The organism is Mucilaginibacter sp. SJ, assembly GCF_028993635.1.
Lineage (GTDB): Bacteria > Bacteroidota > Bacteroidia > Sphingobacteriales > Sphingobacteriaceae > Mucilaginibacter.
Genome location: NZ_CP118631.1, coordinates 4547379 through 4565472, shown reverse-complemented (window position 1 = coordinate 4565472; position 18094 = coordinate 4547379). Strand labels below are relative to the sequence as shown.

20 protein-coding genes are annotated in these 18094 nt (G+C 43.0%); all 20 read right to left on the bottom strand.

Annotated features, from left to right (window positions below; genetic code table 11):
• Positions 1–7: 7 nt before the first annotated feature.
• On the bottom strand, positions 8–1234 hold the full coding sequence (gene hutI / locus MusilaSJ_RS18845; RefSeq protein ID WP_274986405.1) for an imidazolonepropionase: 1227 nt from the start codon (positions 1232–1234) through the stop codon (positions 8–10).
• 230 nt (positions 1235–1464) lie between these two features.
• On the bottom strand, positions 1465–3138 hold the full coding sequence (gene hutU / locus MusilaSJ_RS18840; RefSeq protein WP_274986404.1) for a urocanate hydratase: 1674 nt from the start codon (positions 3136–3138) through the stop codon (positions 1465–1467).
• Positions 3116–4675, bottom strand: coding sequence for a histidine ammonia-lyase (gene hutH, locus MusilaSJ_RS18835; protein WP_274986403.1), 1560 nt, complete (start codon positions 4673–4675; stop codon positions 3116–3118). The genes hutU and hutH overlap by 23 nt, the downstream gene beginning before the upstream one ends.
• The gene (locus MusilaSJ_RS18830; protein WP_274986402.1) at positions 4668–5177 is read right to left on the bottom strand and encodes a MarR family winged helix-turn-helix transcriptional regulator; all 510 of its coding nucleotides are present in this window, start codon (positions 5175–5177) and stop codon (positions 4668–4670) included. The genes hutH and MusilaSJ_RS18830 overlap by 8 nt, the downstream gene beginning before the upstream one ends.
• A gap of 112 nt (positions 5178–5289) precedes the next feature.
• Positions 5290–6117 carry an OmpA family protein gene (locus MusilaSJ_RS18825; protein WP_274986401.1) on the bottom strand — a complete coding sequence of 276 codons (828 nt, stop codon included), beginning with the start codon at positions 6115–6117 and terminating at the stop codon, positions 5290–5292.
• A 25-nt stretch (positions 6118–6142) separates the two neighbouring features.
• Positions 6143–6805: a DUF2461 domain-containing protein gene (locus MusilaSJ_RS18820; RefSeq protein ID WP_274986400.1), complete on the bottom strand. Its 663-nt coding sequence runs from the start codon at positions 6803–6805 to the stop codon at positions 6143–6145.
• Positions 6783–7187: a DUF983 domain-containing protein gene (locus tag MusilaSJ_RS18815; protein WP_274986399.1), complete on the bottom strand. Its 405-nt coding sequence runs from the start codon at positions 7185–7187 to the stop codon at positions 6783–6785. The genes MusilaSJ_RS18820 and MusilaSJ_RS18815 overlap by 23 nt, the downstream gene beginning before the upstream one ends.
• 53 nt (positions 7188–7240) lie before the next feature.
• Positions 7241–7519 (bottom strand): CAMCR motif-containing small membrane protein, encoded by a 279-nt coding sequence (locus MusilaSJ_RS18810; protein WP_274986398.1) that lies wholly within the window; start codon positions 7517–7519, stop codon positions 7241–7243.
• A 25-nt stretch (positions 7520–7544) separates the two neighbouring features.
• Complete coding sequence (locus MusilaSJ_RS18805; RefSeq protein ID WP_274986397.1) at positions 7545–8120, bottom strand: DUF420 domain-containing protein; 576 nt, start codon at positions 8118–8120, stop codon at positions 7545–7547.
• Between the two features lie 6 nt (positions 8121–8126).
• Positions 8127–8825 (bottom strand): SCO family protein, encoded by a 699-nt coding sequence (locus tag MusilaSJ_RS18800; RefSeq protein WP_274986396.1) that lies wholly within the window; start codon positions 8823–8825, stop codon positions 8127–8129.
• The gene (locus MusilaSJ_RS18795) at positions 8825–9163 is read right to left on the bottom strand and encodes a cytochrome C oxidase subunit IV family protein (protein WP_090530131.1); all 339 of its coding nucleotides are present in this window, start codon (positions 9161–9163) and stop codon (positions 8825–8827) included. Before MusilaSJ_RS18795 ends, MusilaSJ_RS18800 begins: the two co-directional genes overlap by 1 nt.
• A 13-nt stretch (positions 9164–9176) precedes the next feature.
• Positions 9177–9896: a cytochrome c oxidase subunit 3 gene (locus MusilaSJ_RS18790; protein ID WP_274986395.1), complete on the bottom strand. Its 720-nt coding sequence runs from the start codon at positions 9894–9896 to the stop codon at positions 9177–9179.
• A gap of 21 nt (positions 9897–9917) precedes the next feature.
• Complete coding sequence (locus MusilaSJ_RS18785; protein ID WP_342457013.1) at positions 9918–10502, bottom strand: cytochrome c oxidase subunit 3; 585 nt, start codon at positions 10500–10502, stop codon at positions 9918–9920.
• 1 nt (position 10503) lies between these two features.
• On the bottom strand, positions 10504–11370 hold the full coding sequence (cyoE, locus tag MusilaSJ_RS18780; RefSeq protein WP_274986394.1) for a heme o synthase: 867 nt from the start codon (positions 11368–11370) through the stop codon (positions 10504–10506).
• On the bottom strand, positions 11367–12425 hold the full coding sequence (locus tag MusilaSJ_RS18775; RefSeq protein WP_274986393.1) for a COX15/CtaA family protein: 1059 nt from the start codon (positions 12423–12425) through the stop codon (positions 11367–11369). The genes cyoE and MusilaSJ_RS18775 overlap by 4 nt, the downstream gene beginning before the upstream one ends.
• Positions 12426–12562: 137 nt before the next feature.
• On the bottom strand, positions 12563–14452 hold the full coding sequence (locus tag MusilaSJ_RS18770) for a cytochrome c oxidase subunit I (RefSeq protein ID WP_274986392.1): 1890 nt from the start codon (positions 14450–14452) through the stop codon (positions 12563–12565).
• A 20-nt stretch (positions 14453–14472) separates the two neighbouring features.
• Positions 14473–15657 (bottom strand): cytochrome c oxidase subunit II, encoded by a 1185-nt coding sequence (locus MusilaSJ_RS18765; RefSeq protein ID WP_274986391.1) that lies wholly within the window; start codon positions 15655–15657, stop codon positions 14473–14475.
• Between the two features lie 49 nt (positions 15658–15706).
• Positions 15707–16975, bottom strand: coding sequence for a quinol:cytochrome C oxidoreductase (locus MusilaSJ_RS18760; RefSeq protein ID WP_274986390.1), 1269 nt, complete (start codon positions 16973–16975; stop codon positions 15707–15709).
• Positions 16976–16988: 13 nt separating this feature from the next.
• On the bottom strand, positions 16989–17573 hold the full coding sequence (locus tag MusilaSJ_RS18755) for a c-type cytochrome (RefSeq protein ID WP_274986389.1): 585 nt from the start codon (positions 17571–17573) through the stop codon (positions 16989–16991).
• Entirely contained in the window at positions 17557–18093 is a 537-nt protein-coding gene (locus tag MusilaSJ_RS18750) for a DUF3341 domain-containing protein (protein ID WP_274986388.1), read from the bottom strand. Before MusilaSJ_RS18750 ends, MusilaSJ_RS18755 begins: the two co-directional genes overlap by 17 nt.
• Position 18094 lies beyond the last annotated feature (1 nt).

Sequence of the window (18094 nt, the reverse complement as noted above, 5' to 3'; positions counted from 1 at the left end):
AACCTGCTTAATCGTTATTTTCTGCCGTCCAAACGCGGACCGGTTTTAGTTTTCCCTGATGATATAATATTTCGCGGTAATCGTTACATGGATAGGCCTGCATATCGGCAAGCTTACCTTTGGTTAATACGCCGCGGTCATTTAATTTTAAAGCCTGTGCTGCGCGATAGGTTAAACCTGCAAAAACTTCAGCAGTATTTAATTTCTCAACTGCCGCCATTACCGATGCCTGCATTAGCAGATCACCCATTGGGGCCGAGCCGGGATTCCAGTCGCTGGCAATAGCCAAGCAAGCTCCCGCGTCAAGCAAATGCCGGGCAGGGGCATATCCCATTCCCAAGCCTAACGAGGCGCCGGGCAAAGTTACAGCAACGGTATCTGAATTGGCCAATAATTTTATCTCATAATCTCCGCTTGCCTCCAGATGATCGGCCGAAGCAGCTCTGGCTTTAACAGCAACCTCGCTACCTCCGGTTGTAAATTGATCGGCATGAACAGTAACCTCGAAGCCCATTTGCTTGGCCCTGCTTAAGTAAAACAGCGCATCGCTGGTATTAAAAGCACTTTGCTCAATAAAAATGTCCACCCTGCTTGCCAAATCCTGTTGCTTTATCTTCGGCAATAAATCATTTAACAGATACTTCAGATATTCACTTTCAGTACCATCAAAATCTTTCGGTTTAATGTGCGCGGCAAGGCAGGTTGGTACAATATGAGCATGGGTTTTGTTTGCAGCCTGATGAATAGCCTTTAGCTGCTTGAGTTCTTCAGTTACTGACAATCCGTAACCGCTCTTTACTTCAATAGTGGTTACGCCTTCTGTTAAATGACGGGCAATCCGCTTTGCCAGTAAATTGCTTAATTCAGTTTCAGTAGCAGCACGGGTTTGAGTAACAGAATCCCAGATCCCACCGCCCAATGCCGCAATTTCCAGGTAACTTTTACCGGCGTTACGCATGGCATAATCCTTCGCCCTGCTACCTGCAAAACAAATATGCGTATGGCAGTCCACAAAACCTGGCAGTAAAACATGATCGCCGGTAATTTCTTCTATTTGTGCCGATGGATAGTTTTTCCGGAGCTTTTCAAAATCATCAACAGCCAATATCAATCCATCTTCGATCAGCACGCCACCATTGGCAATTATGTGCAATTGCTCATCTTTCAGGGCACCTTTAAGCGATAAGCCTGTTAAAGGCAGTATTTGAGTAAACGGACCTATTAATTTTCTCATCGTTCTATCTTAGATCGGGGTGCTTCGTATCTACCCATGACATAATAAAAATCAAGGTCATGCTGAACTTGTTTCAGCCCCCCACTCGTTAAGCGGCCATGCTAAGCAAAGTGGCCACCTTTCCTATGGGATGCCGAAATAAATTCGGCATGACGGTAGGCATATGTTACCTTTCATTCAGAGGCCGCGGATTTTAATTACTCGGAAATGACCTTTGTACATATTATGCTTTACCACACTTTCAACCCAAACTTATCTGCCCATTCTGCAGCTTTATCATATCCAGCATCAGTATGCCTGAAGATACCCATAGCCGGATCATTGTACAATACCCGTTTCAAGCAGGTTGCTGCGCGATGGCTGCCGTCGGCCAATACTACCATGCCGGCGTGCTGGGAATAGCCCATGCCTACCCCGCCGCCGTGGTGGAACGAGATCCAGGTTGCACCACCTGATGCATTGGCCATCAGATTGAGCAGCGGCCAGTCGGATACTGCATCCGAGCCGTCTAACATTGCTTCGGTTTCACGATTGGGTGATGCCACAGAGCCGCAATCCAAATGATCACGACCGATCACTATCGGGCCCTTTACTTTGCCTGATGCTACCAGTTCATTAAATATCAGCCCGGCTTTTTCACGCTCGCCCATGCCCAGCCAGCAAATGCGGGCAGGCAATCCTTGAAAAGCAATTTTCCCTCTTGCTTTTTTAAGCCAGGTAATTAGTGGTTTATTATCTGGAAAAGCCTCGATCAGCGCCTGATCGGTAGTATAAATATCTTCCGGATCGCCGGATAGTGCTACCCACCTGAAAGGTCCTTTCCCTTCGCAAAACAGGGGACGGATATATGCCGGCGTAAAACCCGGAAAATTAAAAGCATCTGCTTCACCTCCCTGTCGGGCAAACTCGCGTAGGTTGTTGCCATAGTCAAAAGTAATTGCCCCTCTTTTTTGCAGATCCAGCATCAATCCTACATGCCTTGCCATGCTTTTCAGCGAACGCCGTTTATATTCCACAGCATCGTCCTTTCTTAAGGCAGCAGCTTCATTTAATGAGAGATCATTAGGAATATAGCCATTCAGTGGATCATGTGCCGAAGTTTGATCCGTAAGCATATCAGGAATGAGGTTATCTTTCAATAGCTTTTCGAGCAAATCACCGGCATCGCCCACTAATCCTACCGAAAGTATTTCCTTTTTGGCGATAGCTTCTTTTATCCAGGAGATGGCTTCATCATACGAATCCGTCATCCGGTCGATATATTTTGTATCAACACGTTTTTGAATCCGGGACGCATCCACATCAGCACCTAAAAACACGGCACCGGCCATGGTTGCAGCCAAGGGTTGAGCGCCGCCCATTCCCCCTAAACCGGCACTTACAATGAGCTTCCCTGTCAGGTCGCCATTAAAATGCTGATTGCCGCATTCCACAAAAGTTTCATAGGTACCCTGTAAAATACCCTGCGTACCGATGTAGATCCAGCTTCCGGCGGTCATCTGCCCGTACATCATCAATCCTTTTTCGCGCAGCTCATTAAAATGCTCCCAGTTGGCCCAGGCAGGTACCAGGTTACTGTTGGCAATTAAGACCCTCGGCGCTTCGGGGTGACTGCGAATAATCCCTACCGGTTTGCCCGACTGGATCAGCAGCGAGTGATATTCGTCCAACTCCAGTAGCAACTCAATAATTTTGCGGAGCGCCTCCGGGTTACGGGCAGCCTGGCCGATACCTCCGTAAACTACCAACTCATCCGGGTTTTCGGCTACCTGGCCATCAAGGTTATTAAGCAACATCCTGAGCGGAGCCTCGGTTTGCCAGCTTTTGGCATGAAGCTGCATACCACGCGGCGCTTTATACACCGGGTGATTAGCGTAGGTTTTAATAAATTCCGAACTCGTCATGACTTAAATCTATTTGGTGAGCAATAGCAGCTTCATCTGCAGTTTTCAGCAGGGAGCCATCCGTAATCAGTTTGTGCAGGCTGTTAATATCAACAGCAAAAACGCGGTCATCCTGTATAAAATCAACATGTTGCCTTACCAACTGATGGCAAGCTTCAATAACCGGGGTTGATTTTAACGGCCTGCGGAAATCCATAGCCTGTGCAGCGTAAAGCAACTCAATAGCCTGGATGTATTCAATATTATCTATCACCTGGTGCAGTTTGCGCCCGCTAATGGAGCCCATAGACACATGGTCTTCCTGCCCAAGTGAGGTTGGCACACTATCGGCACTGGCCGGGAAACACAGGGTTTTATTTTCGGTAACGAGGGCGGCAGTGGTATACTGCGGGATCATCAGGCCCGAATTAAGCCCGGCATCATGCGTAAGCAGTTTGGGCAAACCGTAACGGCCTTCGCTCATCAGGTAGCAGCGCCTGTCGGCAATGTTACCAATTTCTGCCGCTGCTGTGGTTGCATAATCAAGCGGCAAAGCCAGTGGCTGCCCATGAAAATTACCACCGCTAATGGTATCATCGGCATTAAAAATAACCGGATTATCTGTAACCGAATTGAGCTCAATTTCAGTAAGCTCTTTCAGGTGCAGCCATGCATTACGCGATGCGCCATGTACCTGAGGCATACAACGCAACGAATATGGGTCCTGTACCCTATCGCAATTTACGTGCGACGAATTGATTTCTGACCCATCAAGCAAGGTAAACAAACGGTGTGCTACCATCCTCGTGCCTTTAAATGGTCTGATTTGGTGTAGCCGCTCATCAAAAGGACGGATAGAGCCCATCAATCCCTCTAATGACATGGCACCAATCAGGTCGGCCCGGTTCAAGGCATCATCCAGGCGCTGCACAGCTTTAACTGCAAAAGCGAGGATAAACTGTGTGCCGTTGATGAGGGCAAGCCCTTCTTTAGGGCCAAGCAATAAAGGCTGCAAACTGTGCTTATTTAAAAGCTTTCCAGCGGGCACCCTTTCGCCATTTTCAAACACCTCTCCCAAACCAATTAATGGTAAAAACAGGTGCGATAAAGGCGCCAGATCACCCGAAGCGCCAACCGAGCCTTTTTCCGGAACTACCGGGATGATATCATTGTCAATATGCCAGATGATTCGCTCGAGCGTAGTAAGCGCAATGCCCGAATAACCCTGCGCCAAAGCCTGTACCTTGGTAATCATCATGAGTTTGGCAATTTCCTGCGGGATAGGTTTCCCCACACCTACACTATGGCTTTTGAGGATGTTACTTTGCAGCAAACTGGCATCTTCTTCCGAGATCCGGGTATCACACAGCGGGCCGAAACCGGTATTAATCCCATAAACCGGGTGATGGCTATGCACAATCTTTTCCACCTCACGCCATGAGGCTTGGACCAAATCGGCGGCTTCTTTGTTAATGATGCCTTGGGTTTTGCCTGCTGCTATATCAAGACAAATACCTATTGTAAGATGGTCGGTGCCGTAATTAAATATATCAGTCATTGCCGGCGGCTTTTAAATTGGTATTCAGTTTTTCAACGATATTATCGGCCAGCTTGGTTTGCCTGAAAGTATTTTCAAGTGCGCTTATGGCCGGCAGTAATTGTTTTGTAGTTTCGTCTTTAGCAACGAGTTCAACCATCGACAGGCTGATAGCATCCCAAACAGGTATAACCTGCTTTAGCAACTCACGTCCTTCCGCAGTAAGTGTAACCAGTTGCCGTCTGCCATCGTCGCTACAGGGATCCGTACTTACAAGTCCCCGCTTTTTAAGGTTAGTGATCAGCTGACTGGCAGCCGGGTGTGATACCTCTATCTGTTCACTTAACTCTTTGATAGATAAAGCATCATTTTTTGACAGCAAATAAAATACAGGAAACCAGCTGGCATCAAAATCGATATCCGCAGTTTGATAGGCCCGATTAACTTCAGATAAAAAAGCTTCGCTTAGCCTTCTCAAACGACTGCCTAAAACCAGATACCCTAAGCTTTGATATAAATTCATGATGCAATTTATATAAGTACTTATATAATTACAAATTTAATTTGAACCTCTATAATAAAAAGAAGAAATGCCATCAACAAAAAACTCCCGGTGGTTATCCGGGAGCTTCTTGTTACTTAGTGATCAGGTTATATAACTCATCGAGCTTAGGAGTAAGCACGATCTCTATTCGTCTGTTCTTTGCACGGGCTTCATCTGTAGCATTTGCGTCTATAGGTTGAAACTCGCTCTTACCAGTTGCGGTAAGCCTGTGCGGGTCAACATTTTCTGTTTCGGTCAGGTAACGGGTTACCGAGGTAGCACGTAAAACGCTCAAATCCCAATTGTCCTTAATCTGGCCAAGGTTCTTTACTTTCTTATCATCCGTATGCCCTTCAACTGCCATATTAATATCCGGTTCCTTATTCAACACTGCGGCAAGTTGCTTTAATGCGGCCTTTCCTTTATCATCAATAATAATACTGCCCGATGGGAATAATAGTTTGTCGGTTAATGACACATAAACCTTGCCATTTCTGATATCAACTGTTAAGCCGCTTTGCTGAAAGCCTAATAATGCCTTCTGCAATTTATCTTTCAGGGCGTTAGTAGCCTCATCACGTTTCTTCAAAATATCCTCCACTTCCTTTAACCGAGCTTCGCGTTTTTTCAGATCGGCTGCCAGTTTACTGGTTTGTGCAGCTAATTCGTTTGCTTTTGAGGATGTTGCGTCCAGGTTACTGTTCAGCACATTGTTGTTATTGCGCAGGTCGGCAAGCTGACGGTGAAGGCGGGCTGTATCAGCCTGCAGCTGTGCAAGCTGACCTTCAAGGTTTGTTGTACGGTTAGCTAATGAGTCGCGTTCGGCAACAAGGCTTTTGTATGCTTTTGGAGACATTACCTTGCACGAGTACATTGTTAAACATACAGCAACGGTTAAAAATGTATATCTAATTTTCATTGTATATTGAGGGTTATAAATTGTGTTAAGCCAAGGCGTTCTTCAAAAATACATTAAGCGGATGGATCATGCTGCATACATCAGCAACCAGCTTTTCCGCACCAGGGGTCGTTAGCTCTTTATCTTCCAGCTTATGCCAGGCTACAAAGCTTTTAAGCTTTAGCAGGTCGATATTTTCATTATCGGGTTCGTATCCCTTCGGTCCCGATTTAAGCTGCTCCTGCTTTCTGAAATCACCAAATAGCTTAACAAACTCCTTTTGGTCGATGATTCTTTTCAGATCGGCAGCGTTATAATCTATTTCCTGGCGAATGGCTTTCAGACGTGGCGCCTCCGGCATCCAGTATCCGCCACCGATAAATGAATTACCCGGTTGGATGTGCAGGTAATATTCAACACCGCCGCCTTTTAAGCCGGAGGTTGGGAAACTTACCCCAAAGTTATTTTTATAAGGTGCTTTATTTTTACTAAAACGGATGTCGCGGTAAATGCGCATCACGCATTTTTTGGCATCAAGGTTCTCGTCCATCCCTGCCTCAATTTTGCGTACACCGTCAAGCACTTTCGATGTAAAATCAATTACGTTTTCACGGGCCTTATCGTAACGATCCTTATTGGCGGCAAACCATTCACGGTTATTATTTTCGGCGAGATCTTTTAAAAAGTCAATAGTTTCCTGGTATATCATCGGTATCTAAATAGCTTTGGTAATGTATTTTGGGTGATAACCAATACAACAAAAACACACGCGAATATCTGAAATTTACAGGAGCAAGGAAAAAACACCCTAAAATTATAGTACCAAGATATAACCAGGGCGATTCCTGGTTATGGGTAACCAGGTAAGTAAGCCACGCTATTCCCAGGGCCTCGCCAACATTCAGAGCATAACTCACATACATGGCCGCGTAAAAGTAACCGGGTTCGATCTCAAAAAAAAGATTACAATGCGGGCAGTTAAGATTTATTTTATTGGAGAAACTGTAAGGGCTACCCTTAAACATATCGCCGCGCCTGCAGCGCGGACATTTACATTTAAGCATAGCCCATGACTTTGGTGTTTGAGACACGATAAGTATCTTATAAGGTTACAAAAGCGGCCACTTATAACCGCAATTGTCTATTAATTCAGATTAAGTTTTTCGGGACGCATGTCAAGCTTTACATCTTTACGGCGGTATTTTTTATACCAGATGTAACCACCTAATGCAACCGCAAAATAAGGAGCGCCCAATAAAAACAGGATGCCGTTATTTAAACCTCTTGTTTTTGAACTACCGCTTTGAGCATTGGTTTCAACCGTAGCGGCACACTGCGCACACTGGGCTTTTACAGGTTGGCGGGCAATCAGCATAAAGCCGAGAACCATTACAAAAAGGACAACTTTAAAACCTTGTTTCATAGGTACAAATTTAACTAATTATAAATTAAAAATGATAAAACGGACGAATCATTAAGTAAACCACCACGCCACTTGCCGTAACATACAACCATATCGGGAATGCCCAGCGTACCAGCTTGCGGTGCTTTTCAACCTGCATTTGCAGGCCACGATAAAAGCTTAGTAATATCAACGGTAAAACCGCTGCCGCAAGTATAATATGGGGCCACAAGATGACCAGGTATACTGTTCGCAACCAACCTGCCAAAGCCCGTTCTGCTTCCGATAATTCTCCGTCGCCGTTAATATCACCATACTTGATCTCATTACGCATCAAATAATGGAACAGGATATAGGATACCAGGAACAACGATGACAAACAGAAGGTAACAATGTTAAGGCGTTTATGTAAGGTTATATTACCTTGTTTAATTTGATACAGCGACAAAAGCAGCAACACAGTACAGGTGCCGTTAAGTACCGCGTTTAGCATCGGCAAATATGGGGTAAACGCGGGAGCAACTGCCGGACCGGGAATAAGGTGCCTGTTTAGCAACACAACAACGGCAATTACAAATATGGTAACACCCGCAACAAAGCGGATTATAAATTTATCGCTCATAGTTAATTAATATAGGGGTTTATCAACTTTACGCAGCTCTTCAGCTATCAGCACTTTAATCTCGTCGTTAAGGCGGTTAACCTCGGGGGTTACAGCAGCCTTATAATATCCTCTGATACGATGCTCCTGATCAATCAGCACAAAATCATCACTGTAAATAAAATCGTTACCGGCTTTTGCAGCATTAACAAAAAGACCGTTGCGGGCAAAGCTGTAAACAGATGAGGTATCGCCACTGCACATCAGCCAGCGGTTTGATTCGGGCTTAAAAGTTTGCAGGTATTTATTAAGTACCCCGGGAGTATCGCGTTCAGGATCTATGCTGATGGTTAAAAAATAAACCATCTTGTTTTTATAATAAGTACCCACCAACCAACTCATGTTTTTATTGATGGTTTGGCAAACGGTAGGACAGTTTTTATAAAAGAAGTTAATTACAAAGATCTTTCCTTTCAGTGTGGTCAGCGTAACCGGTTTTCCTTCCTGATCGGTGAGATTAAAATCAGGAATGGTATGATAAATGGTATCTGGAATGTATTTACCGTGAAACTTATGCCCTGTTTTTGCAACCACCTTGGGCCCGAAAACTGCAAGCGGTTTATACCTGTTTTTACCTTTAGCGGTAAGTAAATAATATAAAAATCCCGGTACCGCTAATATGAGTACCAGGATCAGGATCTTTTTTAATATAGAAGCCTTGTTCATTACCTCAGGTCAACCCAGTGGTGGCTTTCGTTTGTAAGTACCAGGATTAAACCGATTATAAATATTACCGGAATTGCTATTGACAATATGAGACCCATTTTCTCAAACTTCAAGTGCATGAAATATGCAACTATATAAAATGCTTTAAGCAAGGTTAAAACGATATATACAGGGTTGGCATACTGTATCGGAAGAATTCCTTTAGGCACACATACAAGCGCGATAAAGAATTCAATACAGGTAATAACAGTTAAGATACCTGCAACCTGCCATATCCGCTTTCTGCTCATGGTTTCATGATCACCATCGTGATGAATTTCGTGCGATTCTGCTGACATATGATAAATATTTTTAAACTAAGTAAAAGAATGTAAATACGAATACCCAAACAAGGTCTACAAAGTGCCAGTACAAACCAACCTTTTCAACCATTAAATAACTGCCGCGTTTTTCGTATGTGCCCATTAACACGTTTACTGTAATAATAATGTTGATAATAACACCTGTAAATACGTGGAAACCGTGGAAACCTGTGATGGTAAAGAAGAGGTTAGCAAACTCCTGCGAAGTCATATGCTGCACAGCTTCGGTACCGCCGGTAAATAACTTTTTAAGTTCTTCGGCAGGCGGAACACTTCCCCACCAGAAGCCCTCATGGTGCAAATGCCCCCATTCCAAAGCCTGGCAACCAAGGAACATGAAACCGCCTATCACTGTAGCTATCATCCAGCCTACTACTTCTTTTTTAGCATTACGATGGCCCGCCTCTACAGCCAATACCATAGTAACAGAACTCGCAATGAGGATGAAGGTCATTAAACCCACAAATACAAGCGGTGCACCGCTATCAACTAATCCGGGTACTGATTGAAAAACTTTATCCGCACCTGGCCATACGCTTGCGCTGAAACGCAATGAACCGTAAGCTATCAATAATGATGAAAAGGTAAACGCATCCGAAAGGAGGAAAAACCACATCATTATTTTTCCGTACTCCACGTTGAACGGGGATCTTCCTCCCGACCAGGGCGAAGTTTTTACTTCGTCAATTTGTGAAACTGTTGTACTCATCTGTACTAATCTATGGGTGTATTAATTATGATTCAAAAGTAAAAAAACATAGAGATAAATCCATATAATATCGAGAAAATGCCAGAAAATGGAAGTTAGTTCCATCTTAAACATATTCCTTACCTGAGGGATATTACGGTATGTACCTATAAGTGTATTTATTAGCAATAACAAGGCGGCAAAAATGTGTATTAAATGCGCGCCGACAAAAACGTAAACAAACGAGCGCGAAGCATTAGGATCAACAAAATAGATCTGCATTTTGTAGGTCAACACATAGCAAGCGTAGATCTGCAGGACAAAAAATGCCAGTCCTAAACCTAATGTGATCCATAAATACAGCTTCTGTTTGTCAAACTGCAATGCCTTAGCAGCCCGCGACGCTAAAAACAACGTGCCGCTGCTTAATACTATAACAATAGTACTATACAAAAACGATTGCGGCATAATCACGTTTAAGCCATGACCGCTACCGCCCGAATAAACGATAAAGCCACTGGTAAAAGCCGCAAAAAGCATAAACGACGTGAATATGAAAATCCACATATTAAACTTTTTGGCACCAAGGTTCAGCCTGTCGTTATCTTGTTCCATCCTTGCCATCATCTCACTTAACTATAAAATCTACTAAAAACATTATCTGAACTACCGGCAAGTAAAAAAACGAGCCGAACATTAATTTACGCGCTTCGGGTATTTGCCTTGTACGCAGCAGCATAAATGACTGGTATAAAAATATCAGGCTGCATATCAGTGATACACCGCCTACCCAGTAACCACCGTAACCATAAAAGGTTGGCAATAAACTTACGGGGACCAAAACAATGGCAAATATAAATGTAATTACCGCACTTGTTAAATCTCTTTTGCCTGAGGGCAGCAAGCGAAAACCTGCCAGCTTGTAATCATCATCCAAAACCCATGCAATAGCCCAGAAATGAACAAACTGCCAGATAAACTGGATAGAGAACAGGATCAAAGCTATTTCATCGATCCTCCCGTGCACTTGTGCAGCTACATACCCAATAAGCGGCGGCAATGCTCCGGGGATAGCACCAACAAAAACTGCCGCAATTCCCGACTTGCGTTTTAAAGGCGTATATGCAAATGCATACAATAAAATTGAAAATACAGATAGTAAGCCGGTTAACAGGTTTAAGCTGCCTAACAAATAAGTACCTGCCATACCCATGCCCAAACCCAATACCAATGCCTGCCCGGTAGTCATTTTGCCTGAAGGGATTGGCCTGTCCATTGTACGCTTCATTAGCTTATCAAGATCTTTTTCGATGATCTCGTTAAAAGCATTAGCTGCCGATGTAACCAGGAAACCACCTATAATAAGCTTTACCCAATCAATCCAAACAATATGGCCATTGGCACGGCTCCCTATTAAAAATGATATTGACGCCGAAAACACTACCAAAGAGGTAAGTCTCGTTTTAATCAGTTTCGAAAAATCAGCCCATTTCACCTGCTTACCTCCCTACCCTTAACACCTTTAAATAAATTCAAAAGCAGATAAAATTGCGCTCCAAATATTAAACTCGCCAATACGATATGTGCTGCCTGGGCAACCGGCGGTAAAGCGAGATATGATAACAAGATCCCGGTAACTATCTGTAACGTGATCATTAAAAATGTAAAACTCATCAGCTGTTGCTGGATGGAATGCCTGTTAAATCCTCTGCGGATCAAAACAAATAAGGCTACGTTCAGCACCAGCACCAAAACCGCCAGGTCTCTGTGATGTTGAAATATCTCGCCGGCATTGGTGATCCAATCTTTACGGTAACCGCCCTGAAAATGATTAGCAACCGCATCTATCTTCTCACGCACTTCTGTACCAAAGGCTATTTGCAGGATGCTTATAAATAACGCAGCAAGCGTTATAATGTAAACCAAAGGCGATGAGCCTGATGTGTTCTTTCCTGAGATTCTCGCCACATGATAGGTGTAAATACAAATTGCTAAAATGGCCAGTGCCAAAAGCATATGTACAGTAACTATCCAGGCTATTAAATTAGTTGAAACTACAATTGAGCCTAACCAGGCCTGGAAACCTACAAGCACCAGGTTGAAAATACTCAGAATAGCTATTCTTTTATCTGTTTTCCAATAGCTGAAAGAGAATATCACCGAAAGCAGCAAGAAAAGACCCGATAAAGCACCGATAAGGCGGTTTATATACTCAGTCCATGTTTTGCCTGCATTAAACTCCTCAGGCACAAGAATAGACCGGTCTTCACGGATGCGCTTAGCCAGATCACTGTATCCAAATACATCAAGCGTTTTTGCAAAACGCTGGTTCTTTTCAACCCGCTTGGCTACGTATTTCTGTTTATAATCCTTCGGAAGATCGTTCACATCGGTAGGCGGAATATACCTTCCGAAACACTTTGGCCAGTCGGGGCATCCCATGCCTGAACCTGAGCTACGTACAACACCACCGGCAAGAATCAAAACAAAGAGCAGAACAATGGTTGTAATATTGATCTTTTGAAACCTATTTTTTGCGGCTGTGCTCATCTAAATAGTTCTAAAAATTTAGGGTACCTTATTAAGTCGGAAGTTCCAAGTTTTAAGTTCAAAGCTGCTTAACTTAGGACTCAAAACTTCCAACTTAAGACTTAACCGGTACCCTAAAAGATCAGATAAGTATTAATTTATTTTACTTGTTCGTTTGCTTTCAGTGTACTTGTAAACTTATTAAGTTCTTCCAAACCTGCAGGATTATCTTCAAAATCATGAGGAAGGTTTGAGCTCATTGTTTGCGAGTAAGGAACAGTTTGAGGGATGTAATCCTCTTCGGCTCCCGGTTTGCTGTAATCATATGGCCAACGATAAACAGTTGGGATTTCGCCCGGCCAGTTGCCATGCAGGTGCTCAACAGGGGTAGTCCACTCCAGTGTATTTGACTCCCATGGGTTTTGAGTCGCCTTTTGTCCTTTAAATATTGACACAAAGAAGTTATAAAGGAAACCGAATTGTGTAAGTGCAGCGATAATAGCAGCCCAGGTTACAAATGTGTTGATCGTTAACCATTTTTGCATTGAAGCAAATTCCGTGAACGCATAGTACCTTCGCGGTACACCGTCAAGACCCATAAAGTGCATAGGGAAAAATACCAGGTAAGCGCAGATAAACGTTAACCAGAAGTGCAGGTAACCTAATTTCTCGTCCATCATACGGCCGAACATTTTAGGGAACCAGTGGTAAACACCAGCAAGCATACCAAATATAGCTGCAGAACCCATTACTAAGTGGAAGTGGGCAACAACAAAGTAAGTGTCGTGTAAGTTGATATCCAAAGCAGCGTTACCCAGGAAGATACCTGTTAAGCCACCAGAGATAAAGAATGATACCATGCCGATGGCGAACAACATAGCAGGTGTAAACCTGATATTACCGCGCCATAGCGTCGCTAACCAGTTAAATGTTTTTACCGCCGATGGCACCGCAATGATCAATGTAGTGATCATGAACACACCGCCAAGGAACGGGTTCATCCCGGTAACAAACATGTGGTGGCCCCATACAATGAACGATAATACAGTGATACCGATCAGAGAATAAACCATCGCATGGTAACCGAAGATCGGTTTCCGTGAATTTACCGACATTACCTCAGATGAGATACCCATCGCAGGCATGATCACGATATATACCTCCGGGTGACCAAGGAACCAGAACAAGTGCTGGAACAGGATCGGGCTACCACCTTCAAATGGTTGCTGTACGCCGTTTAATACGATGTCAGATAAATAGAAACTTGTACCAACGCTGCGATCAAATATCAACAATACTACACCGGCAACTAAAACCGGGAAAGCAAGGATACCTAATATAGCGGTAAGAAATAAAGCCCAGATAGTTAAAGGCATTTTCCAAAGGTCCATCCCTTTTGTACGCATGTTTAATACGGTACTCACGTAGTTGATACCGCCCATTAATGATGACGCAACAAACAATACCATACTGATCAGCCAAAGGGTCATACCCTCACCTGAACCCGGCATTGCTTTTGGCAATGCTGATAACGGGGGATAGATTGTCCAGCCACCGCTGGCAGGGCCTTTTTGTACAAAGAAAGATGACAACATGATAACGCTGGCCAAGAAGAAGAACCAGTATGAAAGCATGTTCATGAATGGAGAAGCCATATCACGTGCACCTACCTGCAAGGGAATTAATAAGTTGGCAAAAGTACCGCTCAACCCGGCAGTTAGTACAAAGAATACCATGATGGTACCGTGTATGGTAACCAAAGCAAGGTAAAAATCGGGGCTAATACGTCCGTTAGGTGCAAAACGACCTAACAAAGTTGTTAACAGCGGGAATGTTTTATCAGGGTAAGCAAGTTGGATCCTAAACAGGATTGACAAAATCATTGCGATAACCGCCATAGTAATACCTGTAATCAGGAATTGCTTGGCAATCATCTTGTGGTCCATGCTAAATACATATTTAGACAGGAATGATTGGTCATGGTGGTGTTCGTGACCGTGTTCGTCGTGGTGGGTTCCTGCGTGGTCGTGAACTGCTAATGTTGACATATCTCTATTTCTTATCTTTATTAATTATTTAACGCTAACCTATTTGTTGAAGCACCGCTTTGCTCATTGTTTGCTGCCGCGAAATGAAGCTCTTTTCTTAAAGCATCATTAAGGTAAGGCTTTTGCCTTGACAGCCATGACTGATATTCGGCTTCAGAAACAACACGTACAACTTTTTGCATGTTGTAGTGGCTTCCACCACATATTTTGTTACAATAAAGGGTATATTCAAATTTAGGGTCGTCTAATTTTGTGCGCATCTCTGCGGTAGTAATAGTCGGGGTAAATTTAAAGAAGGTTGGTAAACCAGGTACCGCATTCAACTGAACCCTGAAGTGCGGCATATAAACGCTATGGATCACATCCTGTGCAAGGATATTTAACCTGATTGATTTATTAACCGGTAAGTACATAGTATCTACCTTTAAATCATCAAAACTGCTTTTCTTTTTGAAGTTAACACCCAAATTGTTTGCACCTGTAACCAAACGAAAATCTTTAGGGCCTAATATACCATCTTTACCAGGGTACCGTAATTCCCAGGCAAACTGATGACCGGTTACATCGATATTGATATCATCCTTAAGATTTTCACTATTCATGATCTTCTGCCAAGTAAAGAAACCAAACACAACGAGGATAGTCAACACAATAGCAGGGGCAATTGTCCAAACTTTTTCGATGGTATTATTGTGTGGCAGGAAGTGTGCACGGCGTTTATCAGAATGACGGTATTGAAACAGGAATCCAAATAGCAAAATCTGGGTAATAAAAAACACTATCATTGTTAAAACAGTAGTGACGGTAAACATCTCATCTATTTTAACCCCATGGGCTGAAGCAGCTTCAGGTAAAGTCATGCTACCTTGTTCGGTAAATGACCAGTAAGCGCCATAAAGACCAACAACAAGGAAAATGATGCAAATCACCGCCATTATGCTGTTCCATTTGATGCCTTTTTTACCCTGCATTTTCAAGGTAAGATCGTAGATCTTAAGGATCTTGCCAACAATAGCAACGCCCAAGCAAATAAGGAAAAATATAGCAACATAATACGCCACCCCGGTCCAGTCAACCTTAGGGGCTTCTTCCTGGGCCGCACCGGCGGCCGCAGTTTGCGCCATCAGCAGGTTTGTGCCCAGAAGCATAAACGCAGCGAAGAACGATAGTAGTTTTTTAGAATTTATTAGTTTTCTGAATCCCATTTTAGTAAGCTGTTTGGTATTCTGTATTTTGGTGCAAATGTAATAATTATTATATGTGATGATGAAGGCTTTCCTGTAAGAACGGGTGTTTTTTAGGAACCAACGATTTGAACTTGGTTAAAGCTGTCATTGCAGTGAAGGTAAATAAACCTCCAAAGCCTAAAAATACACCTACTTCAATAGGGCCTATTTCAGTTAACCATGATGAAGTTGGACCAACGGTACCAGGCATAATCATCATAAAATAATCAAGCCAGTGACCAACAATCAGGATGATACACATAATTTCAACTGTACGGTAAACACGTTTAGAATCACGAGACATGAATACCAATAAAGGAGCAAGGAAGTTAACAACAATGTTAATCCAGAACCATGGCTTAAATTCAGGTTCCCACCTTTTAAAGAAGTATACTGTTTCTTCAGGTATGTTAGCATAATAAATTAAAAGGAACTGAGCAAACCAAACGTAGGTCCAGAAGATAGAGAAACCGAAGATAAACTTGGTTAAGCTATGCATATGATCTTCTGAAACCCATTCAAAGTAACCAATACGTTTTAACCTGATTAATGTAAGTGTGATAACTGACAACCCAGCTACCCACATGGCAGCAAAATTATACCAGCCAAACATGGTAGAAAACCACTCGGCCTCTAATGACATGATAGTATCAAAAGCATATATTGGCGTTGTAAAGCCAAAAATCACCAGGAACAAGCATGACATGTTGAAGCTCTTTTTATAGTAGAACATGCCACCAACTTCGTCCTCTGCCTCAGAATATTTAGCCAATAAACGACCAAATATGCAATATGAACCCAGGAAACAAATCAAACGGATTACAAATCCAACTTTGTTCATATATCCAGCTTTACCTGCTATAACAGCATTGTAATTTTCGCTATGAGGATCAGTGACACCAACAGCCGCCCAAATTTTATATAAATAAGGGGCAACAACCTGCTTGCCTTCTTCGCTGGTAATTGTATGAGTTAATGAAAACCCGGCGATCACTACTACAATTAGTGTAATTGCAGCAATTGGCAAAACCTTGCCGAAAGCCTGAGGAATCCTGATCATTGAAGCAGACCAACCTGCTTGTGCAGCATACTGTACAGCGCAAAAGAAAATACCGCACATACAAACCGCAGCAAAGTAATAGGTCATTAGCAACAGGTTGGCAAATGTACGCTCAGTATAGCCAAGCGCAAAGCCACCCAGTATGGCAACCAAACCAATCACGATGCATATCAAGCTCCATGTTTTGGCTTTGCCGACAAATTCATATTGCCCGTCAAAATTATTATGAGTCTTCATTAATATCTTTTTCTTATAAGGTTTGTAAATGGTGAACATACATGATCACTTTCCAGCGTTCTTCGGGAGCAAGCTGAGAAGCGTATGACCCCATTGCATTTACACCGTAAGTGATGGTATGATAAATTTTACCGTCTGTAAGGTCTTTCATGTTGCCACCGCGCGATGACTGGCCTTTTGAATATGATGGAGGGGCCGGATAACCATGCTGTACCACTAAGCCATCGCCCTGACCATCGACACCGTGGCAAGGTGAGCAGAAGTGCTCAAACAAAATCTTACCTTCGGCGTAATTAGCCTGGGTTTGGGCCAGTACCGTTTTAACCTCGACACTGGCTAATTCATAACCTTCTTTGGTATTTGGATAATCAAATTTGGTAAAGCCAACCGGTATAGTTCCCGCAGGCGGCAACTGAGCGGTTTTACCATCTTTAAAATTATTATTTTTTTGATCCGGATCGTATGCCAAATGCTCGTACATATTAGGTGCATACTCCCAACCGGTGCTTCTTTTATCCTTGCACGATGTAAATACTATCGAAGCTGCGATAATAGTAACTATTGTTCCTAATATTTTAATTTTATTCATAGCTAACATATTTTCTATCGTTATGCTTAACTTCTGTAGCGCCCGCTTCTTTTAGTAAATTAGTTATATCGTCGTGAGGAATGTTTCCTTTAGCATTAATTGCAATTACAAATTTATCATCAGTTGCACGCAGGTCCATTACCCTTGGGGCACGACCCGGGAACAGGTGACTTGCGAAGAAGAAAGTAAATGTCATACCGAACGAAGTCCACAATACAGTCCACTCAAATGTAACCGGGATAAAATCCGGGATAGCAAAAAAGTTTTTTCCACCGATGTTGATAGGCCAGTCATGAACCAGCATATAGTAAACCATGCTGAACATAATAGTACCGCCCAAACAACCGAACATAAATGCCGCATAACCTAAACGCGAATCCTTGATATTTAATTTAGCCTCAATGCCGTGAATAGGCATAGGCGTATAAACGTCATAAATAGGAACGCTGTTCTTTTGCAGCTTATCAATCCCGTGCATCATTTCATCGGGATCATCAAAAACGCCTAATATATATTTAGTGCTACTCATT